At 43.2% G+C, this 10987-nt stretch carries 12 protein-coding genes; 7 read left to right on the top strand and 5 right to left on the bottom strand.

What is annotated here, in order from left to right:
- Positions 1 to 96: 96 nt before the first annotated feature.
- A complete protein-coding gene (locus Q4B82_RS04510; RefSeq protein ID WP_303065236.1) occupies positions 97 to 222 on the bottom strand; it encodes a hypothetical protein in 126 nt (41 codons plus the stop codon).
- 138 nt (positions 223 to 360) lie between these two features.
- Here Q4B82_RS04510 and Q4B82_RS04505 point away from each other — a divergent pair, with 138 nt between their 5' ends.
- The 5 genes from Q4B82_RS04505 to Q4B82_RS04485 all read left to right on the top strand — a co-directional run bounded on the left by Q4B82_RS04505 (position 361) and on the right by Q4B82_RS04485 (position 5941).
- Entirely contained in the window at positions 361 to 1293 is a 933-nt protein-coding gene (locus tag Q4B82_RS04505; protein WP_303065235.1) for a LysR family transcriptional regulator, read from the top strand.
- An 83-nt stretch (positions 1294 to 1376) separates the two neighbouring features.
- On the top strand, positions 1377 to 2486 hold the full coding sequence (gene lptF / locus Q4B82_RS04500; protein ID WP_303065234.1) for an LPS export ABC transporter permease LptF: 1110 nt from the start codon (positions 1377 to 1379) through the stop codon (positions 2484 to 2486).
- 99 nt (positions 2487 to 2585) lie between these two features.
- Positions 2586 to 3446, top strand: coding sequence for a J domain-containing protein (locus Q4B82_RS04495; protein ID WP_303065233.1), 861 nt, complete (start codon positions 2586 to 2588; stop codon positions 3444 to 3446).
- Positions 3447 to 3504: 58 nt separating this feature from the next.
- Positions 3505 to 5022: an MFS transporter gene (locus Q4B82_RS04490; protein ID WP_303065232.1), complete on the top strand. Its 1518-nt coding sequence runs from the start codon at positions 3505 to 3507 to the stop codon at positions 5020 to 5022.
- An 85-nt stretch (positions 5023 to 5107) separates the two neighbouring features.
- Positions 5108 to 5941, top strand: a complete 834-nt coding sequence (locus Q4B82_RS04485; RefSeq protein WP_303065231.1) for a basic amino acid ABC transporter substrate-binding protein — start codon at positions 5108 to 5110, stop codon at positions 5939 to 5941.
- A 176-nt stretch (positions 5942 to 6117) separates the two neighbouring features.
- Here the strand turns inward: Q4B82_RS04485 and yjjG are convergent, their stop codons facing one another.
- From yjjG to Q4B82_RS04465, 4 genes are all read right to left on the bottom strand, one after another.
- Complete coding sequence (yjjG, locus tag Q4B82_RS04480; RefSeq protein WP_303065230.1) at positions 6118 to 6813, bottom strand: pyrimidine 5'-nucleotidase; 696 nt, start codon at positions 6811 to 6813, stop codon at positions 6118 to 6120.
- Positions 6814 to 6842: 29 nt separating this feature from the next.
- The gene (gene panB / locus Q4B82_RS04475) at positions 6843 to 7634 is read right to left on the bottom strand and encodes a 3-methyl-2-oxobutanoate hydroxymethyltransferase (protein ID WP_303065229.1); all 792 of its coding nucleotides are present in this window, start codon (positions 7632 to 7634) and stop codon (positions 6843 to 6845) included.
- Between the two features lie 26 nt (positions 7635 to 7660).
- Positions 7661 to 8368, bottom strand: a complete 708-nt coding sequence (locus Q4B82_RS04470) for a methyltransferase domain-containing protein (RefSeq protein ID WP_303065228.1) — start codon at positions 8366 to 8368, stop codon at positions 7661 to 7663.
- Positions 8369 to 8512: 144 nt separating this feature from the next.
- Entirely contained in the window at positions 8513 to 9262 is a 750-nt protein-coding gene (locus Q4B82_RS04465) for a glutathione peroxidase (RefSeq protein ID WP_303065227.1), read from the bottom strand.
- Positions 9263 to 9622: 360 nt separating this feature from the next.
- Here Q4B82_RS04465 and Q4B82_RS04460 point away from each other — a divergent pair, with 360 nt between their 5' ends.
- On the top strand, positions 9623 to 10360 hold the full coding sequence (locus Q4B82_RS04460) for a methionine ABC transporter ATP-binding protein (protein ID WP_303065226.1): 738 nt from the start codon (positions 9623 to 9625) through the stop codon (positions 10358 to 10360).
- Positions 10361 to 10409: 49 nt separating this feature from the next.
- On the top strand, positions 10410 to 10985 hold the full coding sequence (locus Q4B82_RS04455) for a GNAT family N-acetyltransferase (protein ID WP_303065225.1): 576 nt from the start codon (positions 10410 to 10412) through the stop codon (positions 10983 to 10985).
- Positions 10986 to 10987: the final 2 nt, after the last annotated feature.

The raw sequence follows: 10987 nt of genomic DNA, 5'->3' as shown, positions 1-10987 counted from the left end.
ACGGTCAGTTGAAATTATTGACCGTGCATGAAGGCGCGAAAGCGGGCGATAAAGTCGGTTAATTGCCAAACAAACCATTCAGGCAGCCATAAATGTTCATAAACCATTTAAGCTGCCTGAAAGTTTTGCTTCAAAAGTCATATCAAAACCGATATCTGGGCGGATTGCATATCCGCCTTTTTTACCATAATTGGCGGCGAATAAAAAAGATTTGTTACTCAAAATAAGGTTTGATATGCAATCACTCCCTACAAACCGTGTTTTACCAAAGCTTTTTCCTGAAAATTTCAGGCAGCCTGTTTTTTAATATGAAAAATTTTAATATAATGCGTGCCATTTATTCATATTGCAATTGACATTATGGACAACAGCATCATAGAACTGCGCCACTTGCGAACCTTACTTGCATTAGAAGAAACAGGTAGTGTCTCTCTCGCGGCACAACGTGTTTTTTTAACACAATCGGCTTTATCGCACCAAATCCGTGTTTTGGAAAATTATTTTGATACGCCTTTATTTGAACGCAAATCTTCGCCTTTGCGTTTTACCCCAGCTGGAGAGCGTTTATTGAAATTGGGACGTGAATTGTTACCCAAAGTAGCAGTTGCGGAACGCGATTTGATGCAAATCATTCATGGCGAAGCAGGAGAATTGCGAATTGCGGTGGAATGCCATACTTGTTTTGATTGGCTGATGCCTGCAATGGGGATTTTCCGCCCACAATGGCCACAAGTAGAACTGGACATTGTGTCGGGTTTTCAGGCAGACCCTGTCGCTTTGTTATTGAGTCATCGTGCTGATTTAGCGATTGTATCCGAAGCCACTCCACAAGCAGGGATTGTTTACCGCCCACTTTTTGCCTATGAAATGGTGGGTATTTGTGCGCCCGACCACCCATTATCACAGAAACCCATATGGCAAGCAGAAGATTTTATTGATGAAACATTGATTACTTACCCTGTACCCGATGATATGCTAGATTTATTGCGTAAAATTTTACTACCACGCGGCATTCATCCACAACGGCGCAACAGCGAATTAACGATTGCGATTGTGCAATTGGTGGCGAGTAAACGTGGTATTGCAGCTTTGCCTTATTGGGCGGTGATGCCTTATGTAGAAAAAAATTATGTGGTGGAACGCAAAATCACAGATACCCCTTTAAGCAGTGAATTGTATGCTGCCTTGCGTGAAGAAGATGCCAACTGTGCTTTTTTGAATGATTTTTGTCATATCGTTCGCGAAGAAGGTTTCGCTAATTTGCCAGGATTGAGTGTTTTAACCATGAATTGAGCTTTCAGGCAGCCTGAAATCCATTACCCCAAAATATCCACATTTGTGCGGTATAATGTGCCACCATCACTTTTTGTATCATCATGATTTATCAAAAACAGTTCATTAAAGAAACCACTTATACCGCCATTGCCATTTTCTTTATTGTGTTGGCGATTTTATTGTTCACACAAGGCATTACTTTACTGGGTCGCGCCGCAGACGGTCGCATTGCGATTGATGCGGTTGCGGCATTAATTGGCTTTTGGGCAATCGGTATGGCACCGCTTTTGGTGGTTCTAACCTCCTACATCAGCATCATGACGGTTTTAACACGTTATTGGCGCGACAGCGAAATGGCAGTTTGGTTAGCAGGCGGTTTAGGATTGTGCCAATGGCTTAAACCTGTTTTAGGATTTGCCTTACCATTAGCAATTTTGGTTACCGTAATGCAGCTGTCCATTTTGCCTTGGGCTGAATTACGCAGCCGTGAATATGCAGAATTATTAAAACAAAAACAAAACTTGTCCTTAGTGGAGGCAGGTACATTCAATGAATTGGGCAAAGATAAAAACCGCGTGTATTTTGTGGAAACCTTTGATACTGAAAATGGTTTCATGAAAAACCTTTTTTTGCGTGAAATGGAAGACAATGGACGCGACAACGTGATTTTTGCCCAAGAAGGACATTTTGATTTAAGCAACAACAAACGTACTTTGATACTCAAAAATGGACACCGTTACAGTGGCATCGCAGGACAAGGCGATTTTGACCATATTTCATTTCAACAACTGGATTTAATCATCAATGCCACGCCCAAATTGCTTAATCCAATTGAACATCATCGCACCATTCCCACAGAACAACTTATCAGTAGCGATAATCCGATATACCAAGCCGAATTGATGTGGCGCATTTCTTTACCGCTAACTGTAATTGTATTAAGCATTTTGGCAATCCCCTTATCTTATTTTAATCCACGTTCCAGCAATTCCTATCATGTTTTATTGGCTGTGGGCTTCTTCTTGTTTTATCAAAACGGTTTAACCTTGCTGCGTGATGCCATTGAAGACAACAAAATTTCGTTTTGGCTGGGTTTATTACCCATGCACCTACTGGTTTTCAGTATTGCCATCGTATTACTGCGTATGAGAAGTATGCCTGCACGTCCATTTTGGCAAGGACTGAAAGCCACTTTAAGGAATAAACATTAAACTGAACCCATGTTTTCAGGCAGCCTGACCCATACACAGGCTGCCTGAAAATCGCAATACCCCTTTACCATTCCTATCTCATTGATTTATTGCAACACCATGACCGTACGTACCCATTACGACAATCTGCACATCAGTCCCGATGCCGATGCCCAAACCATACGCGCTGCCTATCGCCGTTTATCCAAGCAATACCACCCTGACTTAAATCCCGACCCCGATGCCCATCGCATCATGCAACTCATCAATCAAGCCTATGAAGTGTTGTCCAACCCAGAACGCCGTGCCGAACACGACCGTTGGATAGCAGCACAACAACACCCCAGCCCTCAAATCCCTGTTTCTTCCTCCCCAATTTATTCACCAACTATTGCGCAATCCACTCCACCAACACTCACCAAAAAAAACACCATTATGCTGATATTGGGCATTCTGGTGGCATTGATATTATTGACTTGGCAACTCATCAGCCTCATGATTCAACGCAAACCCAATCAAGCTCCTTTTTCAGACAGCCTAAACACACTTACTGCACCCATTTCAGCCCCAAATCTGTCTGAAAATCCCACCGCAAACACCCAACAAGCATCATCACCCTACATTCGTGCTGCTACTTCACCCAATGGCAATCTATGGCCACAAACAAGCGGTTATTTAGACGGTTACCCAATTGTCTATGGACAAGGCAAACTGCGCTTATATGTGGACAATGTCCGCAATTCATCAGACGTTTATGCCGAATTGACCATCGCAGGCAGTGATATACCATTGCGTACTTTTTTCATTCGCGAACGCGAACACTTAATATTAGACCGCTTAAACCAAGGCAGCTACACCATACGCTACCGCCAACTTGATGCAGGCGAAGAATTATTAAGTGAAACCATTCACATTGACCATAAAAACCCCAACCACACCGTTTATTTACAACGCGGTCAAGCACCTTTATTACCCAATTGAAACCCACATTCAGGCTACTGCCTAAAACCCACAATTTTACCTTAACAGGACAAACCCCATGTCGCCCCACTCTGCCCTTCCTGTCCCACACAAATGGCGTTTGATGACCACCATGCTGCTTTTAGGCTTTTCAGCTGGTTTACCCTTAATGCTGATTTTTTCCACTTTATCACTGTGGCTTACCGAAGCAGGTGTTGAACGCAAAACCGTTACCCTATTCAGTTGGGCAGCTTTGGCTTATTCATTCAAATTCATTTGGTCACCCTTATTGGATTCATTCAAACTGCCCATCTTATCGCACAAATTGGGACAAAGACGTGCATGGCTATTGTTGGCACAAAGTTTCATGATTGCGGCAGTATGCATCATGGCTTCAGTTAATCCCAATACCCAAGTTTCAGGCAGCCTGAACATCATGGCGGTCGGTGCGGTTTTATTGGGCTTTGCTTCAGCAACACAAGACATCGCTATTGATGCCTACCGCATTGAAGCCGCCCCCAATGATGCTGCTGCACAATCCGCCGCAGCCGCAGCCTATACCGCAGGCTACCGCATCGCCATGTTTGTATCAGGCGCAGGTTCTCTCTTACTTGCCACCCACTTCGGCTCAACAACAGAACAATACCAATACCACGCTTGGCGCAACACCTATTGGATAATGGCAGCCATCATGGGTATAGGCATATTGACCACCTTATTCATTCATGAACCAACTGTAAAACAGCACCATAAACACCATCTCAATCAAGAAAATGGGCGATTACTACTGGCTTTTATGTTGGCGATTGCTGCATTTATTGCGGTTTTCCGTGTTTCAGGCAGCCTGCTGCCTGAAACAGGTACACCTTTCATCAAATTCATTTGGGAAAGTGTGCGTATGCTCTTATCATTACTGGCATTTTTAACAACAGCCTGGCTAACCGTTCAACTCAACATCGTATCCAAACAAACCGCCACACAAACATTACTTGAACCCTTAACCGACTTTTTCCAACGCTACGGCAAACGCGCCATACTGTTACTGGCATTGATTGGCTTATACCGCATTTCAGACATTGTGTCGGGCGTAATCAGTAATGTGTTTTATGCCGATTTAGGTTTTTCCAAAGAAGAAATCGCATGGGCAGTCAAAACATTTGGTGTCATCATGTCGGTTATCGGCGGTTTTGCAGGTGGTTTATTGGCACAAAAATTTCGCATTATGAACATGATGATGCTCGGTGCGATTGCAGCAGCAGCAACCAATTTGCTGTTTGCACTATTGGCAATGCACGGACACGATTTACCCCTGATGTACACTGCAGTCGGCTTGGACAATTTTGCTGCGGGGCTGGCTGGAACGGTATTTGTGGCTTTTCTCTCTGCACTGACCAATATCCGTTTTACCGCCGTACAATACGCCTTATTCTCATCATTGATGACTTTGTTTCCCAAAATGTTAGGCGGTTATTCAGGCACGATAGTGAACGAAATTGGTTATGCTCCATTTTTCATTTTTACCGCTGTATTGGGTGTACCCATTTTATTTCTGGTCTGGCATGCCGACCAAGTTTTGTTTCAATCCGAAAAAAATTGAATGTTTATGCTACTTTTTCACGCCAAATCAATCATCTTGGTGTAAAATGCACATTTTATTTTCACGCCCTACATAAGGAAACATCATGCTATTAAACAAATGGTTTGCTACCGCCCTATCTTGTGCTGCATTTTCGCTAACTGCTTGCGGCGGTCAAAACAATACTGCAAGCACACCTGCTGCACCATCAACACCTGCTACCCCTGCATCTGTTGTGGCTTCTGCGCCTGCGACAACTGGTAAAGTGTATCGCGTTGCCATGAATGCCGAATTTGCACCTTTTGAATCACGTAATGAAAAACAAGAAGTAGAAGGCTTTGACGTAGATTTAATGCGCGAGATGGCACAAGCAGGCGGTTTCCAAGTGGAATTTCTGCACAAACCTTGGGAAAGCTTGTTTCCTGAACTCAATGCTGGCGATGTGGACATCGTGATGTCGGGCGTAACCATTACCGATGAACGCAAACAAAGCATGGATTTCACAGATTCATACTACCAAATCAAGCAAATCGTGTTGGTACCGTCAGGCAAAGACATCAAAAATGTAGAAGATTTGAAAAAAATGAATAAAGTGGGTGTGGTAACAGGCTACACAGGCGACTTGGCAGCACAGAAAATCTTCGGCACAACCAGCCAAGCAATTGCACGTTTTGAAACCGTACCTTTAATGCTCAAAGAAGTGGAGAATGGCGGTTTGGATGCAGCCATCAGCGATAGTGCTGTCATTGCCAATTATGTGAAAAACAACAATGACAAAGGTTTTACTATGGTTGAAGTACCTGATTTTGAAATTGAAAATTACGGTATTGCTGTGAAAAAAGGCAATACCGAATTATTGAATACTTTGAATGCTGCACTAAAAACCGTACGTGAAAACGGCAAATACAATGAAGTAGAAAGCAAATATTTTGCCAAATAATCGTAAAAACAGGCTGCCTGAAAGTTTCAGGCAGCCTTGAAATGGTAAGGATAAGCACCGAACCTACATAAATAAGCATTATTTATAGTCGTTTCAAATACAAATAGTACAGCATGACCAACACTCTTATGTGAAAACCCTATCCCATATCCCACTTGTTCCATTTGCCCATATGTTTAAGTAAGTGCCAATCCCATTTTAGCAGCAAACTCAAACCAATCTCGCACCACAAAATCGGCTTGCACACTTTCTATTTCATGCTTACGTGAAGATGAAGCCGCAAACCAACAGGTTTTCATGCCCACTTGTTTCGCACCCTGAATATCCGAAATCAAACTGTCTCCCACCATCAAAACGTATGCGGGTAAAGGATTTCCCATCTGAGCCAAAGCCCATTCAAATATTCGAGCATCAGGTTTGGCATACCCTACTTCTTCTGAAACCACCAAAACATCAATGTATTGCAACAAACCTTGAGCTTGCAAACGCGGTCTTTGCAACACAGAAAAACCATTGGTAATCATGGCAATGCCCATGCCTTTGTTTTTCAAATTTTTCAATAATTGTGGTACACCTGCAACAGCTTGACTGATGTGTATCATTTCAAGTTGCAATTCATGATTGAGGGTCAATGCACTTTGACCTGTTTGTACTGCCAACGATGCGAAACGCCGTTGCGCCAATTCAGTCATGCTGATTGCACCGTTTTGCAATGCCAACCATAAAGACGCATTGGCTGCCTGAAAATGGCGATGCAAGGTTTCATTCCATGCCACACCATAACGTGCTAAAACCCTACATAACCCAGCATAGCTTTGATAATGAAACAAAGTGTCATCGGCATCAAAAGCAATCCATTTGAACGCATGCATTTCCATTTTCAGGCAGCCTAGCTTGTCAATCAATTGGTGAATGTGTGCTCTGCTGCTGGAAACGTTCGCGCTTTAACCGCTGTAACATAAGCTGCAAAGGCTGCCTGAATGCTGTTCTGACCTATCATAAAATTTTTCACAAAACGTGCCGTTTTACCGTTGTTTACACCCAACATATCGTGCATAACCAAAACTTGCCCATCAGTATCCACACCTGCACCAATACCTATGGTTGGACAAGAAAGTGTACGTGTGATTTCTGCTGCCAATGCTGCTGGTACACATTCCATCAATACCAATGCTGCGCCCGCCTGTTCATGTGCTTGCGCATCACGCAACACCACATCAGCCGCATCGCCTTTACCTTGCACTTTATAACCACCTAATACATTAACCGATTGCGGCGTTAAACCAACGTGCGCGCACACAGGAATGCCGCGTCGCTGTAAAAATTCGGTGGTCTCTGCCATTACCGTCCCACCTTCCAATTTAACCATATGTGCACCTGCTGCCATCAGTTTTGCCGAAGCCGCAAAAGCCTGTTCTTTACTTTGTTGATACGCACCAAATGGCAAATCTGCCACAATCATCGCACTTTGATTAGTGCGAGCAACAGCTGCGGTGTGGTAACACATATCTGCCAAGCTAACAGGTAAAGTGGAAGTTTGCCCCTGCACCACCATACCCAAAGAATCGCCCACCAACAATACATCTACGCCAGCTTGATTCATTGCAAGTGCAAAAGAAGCCTCATAACACGTTAGCATGGCAATTTTTTCGCCATTGTGTTTCATTTGTTTTAAAGTTTGTACGGTAATCATGGTTATCCATTTATTTTCAAAATGTTTTATTTTAAATCATTCATCTCACGCGATAAGGCAAATTGCCCCAATTCTGGCTCAATGGCTTGGAAAATGGTCTCTGATAATGGCGTACAACCATATTCTTGCTTGGTCAATACCAAGCCATAGACCAATGCACTATTGGGCAACAACAAAGACACAACTTTTTCAATCCATCGCCAATATTGGCTGAGTTTAGGCTGCCTGAAAAGCGGCAGATGACGAATGAAACGACATTGCTCCAATCGCCAACCTACACTTTCAGCCGTCTCAATCAAATTACCCATATCATGACACAAACGTGGCAATTCAGGCAGCTTGTTCCAACACGAATTTGGATTAAACACCGTTATCAATAAACTCGCTTGCGGTTTACTGATACGCCACCATTCCGTAAACAAAACAGCAGGAGTTTCAACATATTCCGCAATATGACTTGCCAGTACAACATCAAAACACGCCGATTGCCATGGACTATGTTCAGGTAAACTCCACACATCAATATGTCGCCCATACACATCTTGTCGCAATATCTGAACACTTTCAGGCAACCTCAAATTCAATGAACACGCCGCACAACCCACAACAAGCACCCTGTTCTTTATAATTTGATGTGAACAAGCTGCCTGAAAAAAAAATTGTTCGTCAGATAAAAGCTGCTGCCCTTTACCCGCGTTCAATAACCATTGTTGCGTATCAAGAAATAAAGTCATAACAAAATGTGGCTTAAATTATGGTACATGATAACGCATCATCATGCATTTTACCTAATCCAATAAATATAAAACGGTCATTCAGGGGACGGATAGGAAAGGAGGAGAAAACTACCCGCCACTTGACCGAACAGTCAAAATAATTTATTTGTTCAAATATGCTTCCAAGTCCTCACTACCACCAATGTATTGACCACCAATGAATACCTGTGGTGCAGTCGCTTTACCCGTAATCGCACGAACCGAAGTAATAGAAGCATCACGACCCAACACAATTTCCTCAAAAGAAAAACCTTTTTCTTTCAATAAGCTTTTTGCTTTTGCACAGAATTGACAGCCAGGTTTAGTAATAATGGCAACGGATTCTTGTGCTTGCCATTCTGGGTCAATGTATTTCAACATGGTATCCGCATCAGACACTTCAAATGGGTCGCCGTCTTTTACAGGTTCAATGAACATTTTTTCAATGACACCATCATTCACAATCATAGAATAACGCCAAGAACGATCGCCAAAGCCCAAAGCCTCTTTGCTGACCAACATACCCATACCGCGTGTAAACTCACAGTTACCATCAGGTACAACCACAATATTTTCGGCCTCTTGATCAGCCAACCAAGCATTCATCACAAAAGTATCGTTTACCGAAACACAAACAATACTATCCACACCACGTGCATAAAATTCCTTTGCCAATTCATTATAACGTGGCAAATGTGTAGAAGAACAAGTCGGCGTAAACGCACCTGGTAAAGAAAATACAGCAACTTTCTTACCTTTGAACAAATCATCGGTAGAAACATCTACCCAAGCATCATCTTTACGCGTATGAAACACGACCGAAGGGATTGCTTGACCTTCTAATTCTTGTGCAGTTTTAATTTGAACAGACATCATAGTCTCCATTACTGAAAATCAAAATTGGGTTTAAAAAATCAATTTAATCATTATAAATAATCTATCAAAAATAAAAATTTATTTTATTAATAAGCATTATTAAATAAAACTATAAAATACCACTTCATTATCAAACACCTTTCTTACCCCCAATCATGATATTCAGCTTCCCCTAACCAACAACAAACAACTCAAATTACGCACAAAATAGCTTGACAATACACTTTCAATCACGTTTAATTCCATCTCAATTTTTACGCCGATTTTCACGCTTGCGGGCGACAACTGCTAAGCCATATTTTCAATTGTCATTAGCCCTTTGTCTTGCACATCGGGCTTTATTTTTTCATATCAATCATGATTTTACTAGAAAACGTCAGCAAACAATACCAAAACCGCGACAAAACGCGCTTTACCGCCGTAGAACCAACCAGCTTAACCATAGAACAAGGCGAAATTTTCGGTTTGATGGGCTATTCGGGCGCGGGCAAATCCACATTATTGCGCCTTATCAATCTGTTGGAACGCCCCGATACGGGCAAAGTTTGGGTCAATAATCAAGACCTGACCGCCATGAACGAAGCTCAATTGCGCCAAGCACGCCAACACATCGGCATGGTGTTTCAACAATTCAATTTATTGAGCAACCGAACCGTTGCCGAAAACGTGGCATTTCCATTGGAAATTGCAGGCTGGCAGCCTGAAAAAATCGCACCGCGTGTGGCAGAATGCTTGGAAATTGTCGGTTTGACGGAACGCGCTGAGCATTATCCCGCACAATTATCGGGCGGACAAAAGCAGCGCGTGGGCATTGCGCGTGCGCTTGCACCCAATCCCAGCGTGATTTTGGCAGACGAGCCCACTTCCGCGCTGGATCCGATTACCACACGCAGCGTGTTAGCCTGCCTGAAAGACATCAACGAACGTTTTCAAGTGACCATTGTGATTGTAACGCATGAAATGAGCGTGATTCGCAAATTGTGTCATCGTACAGCTTTGTTACATCAAGGAAAATTATTGGAAGTGGCGGAAGTAAAAGATGGCGTGATTTTGGCGCAATCGGAAATTGGGCAAGAATTGTTAAGAGATGATTGAATTGACATACCGCCAATTTTTTCAGACAGCCTGAAAGAAAGCAAACCCCATGAATTTCATTCCCCAAGATTTGATTTTAAAACACAATCATGTCCGCCTAGAACCACTCACATTGGCACATGAAACGGGTTTGCGCCAAGCCGTTTGCGATGGCGAATTGTGGCGTTTGCCCTATACCACCGCCCCCGCACCGCATGAAGTGGCAGACTACATTCAAGAAGCCATCAACACACGCTATCCCTTTGCCGTGATTGACGAAACCAATGAAAAAGTGGTCGGCACAAGCAGTTTTTACGAAATCAACCCACAAGTGCCGCGCGTGGAAATCGGCTACACTTGGTACGCCCAAAGCGCACAACGCACCCACATCAACACAACGTGCAAATTTTTGTTGATGAATTATGCTTTTGAAACATTGGCTTGCCACGTTATCGGCTGGCGCACCGACATCATCAACACACGCTCGCAAGCCGCGATTGAACGCTTGGGCGCAAAAAAAGACGGCATATTGCGCGGTTTCCAACTTCGCAAAGACGGCACAATCCGCGACACCGTGATGTACAGCCTATTGGCAAGCGAATGGCTGGAAAGCAAATCCCATTTATTGAAAAAATTGCAAAAATAAAG

Origin of the sequence: Alysiella sp., assembly GCF_030525755.1 — a bacterium.
Lineage (GTDB): Bacteria > Pseudomonadota > Gammaproteobacteria > Burkholderiales > Neisseriaceae > Simonsiella.
The sequence above is the reverse complement of the archived record's forward strand: the minus strand, read 5'-3'. Positions and strand labels throughout refer to the sequence as shown.

What these genes read in the sequence shown, in the direction of transcription:
- Q4B82_RS04470 (WP_303065228.1), bottom strand. Translation starts at nt 8,368, where the DNA reads ATGACTTTATTTCTTGATACGCAACAATGGTTATTGAACGCGGGTAAA.
- Q4B82_RS04465 (WP_303065227.1), bottom strand. Translation starts at nt 9,262, where the DNA reads ATGTCTGTTCAAATTAAAACTGCACAAGAATTAGAAGGTCAAGCAATC.
- Q4B82_RS04490 (WP_303065232.1), top strand. Translation starts at nt 3,505, where the DNA reads ATGTCGCCCCACTCTGCCCTTCCTGTCCCACACAAATGGCGTTTGATG.
- lptF (WP_303065234.1), top strand. Translation starts at nt 1,377, where the DNA reads ATGATTTATCAAAAACAGTTCATTAAAGAAACCACTTATACCGCCATT.
- panB (WP_303065229.1), bottom strand. Translation starts at nt 7,634, where the DNA reads ATGATTACCGTACAAACTTTAAAACAAATGAAACACAATGGCGAAAAA.
- Q4B82_RS04455 (WP_303065225.1), top strand. Translation starts at nt 10,410, where the DNA reads ATGAATTTCATTCCCCAAGATTTGATTTTAAAACACAATCATGTCCGC.
- Q4B82_RS04460 (WP_303065226.1), top strand. Translation starts at nt 9,623, where the DNA reads ATGATTTTACTAGAAAACGTCAGCAAACAATACCAAAACCGCGACAAA.
- Q4B82_RS04485 (WP_303065231.1), top strand. Translation starts at nt 5,108, where the DNA reads ATGCTATTAAACAAATGGTTTGCTACCGCCCTATCTTGTGCTGCATTT.
- Q4B82_RS04505 (WP_303065235.1), top strand. Translation starts at nt 361, where the DNA reads ATGGACAACAGCATCATAGAACTGCGCCACTTGCGAACCTTACTTGCA.
- Q4B82_RS04495 (WP_303065233.1), top strand. Translation starts at nt 2,586, where the DNA reads ATGACCGTACGTACCCATTACGACAATCTGCACATCAGTCCCGATGCC.
- yjjG (WP_303065230.1), bottom strand. Translation starts at nt 6,813, where the DNA reads ATGCATGCGTTCAAATGGATTGCTTTTGATGCCGATGACACTTTGTTT.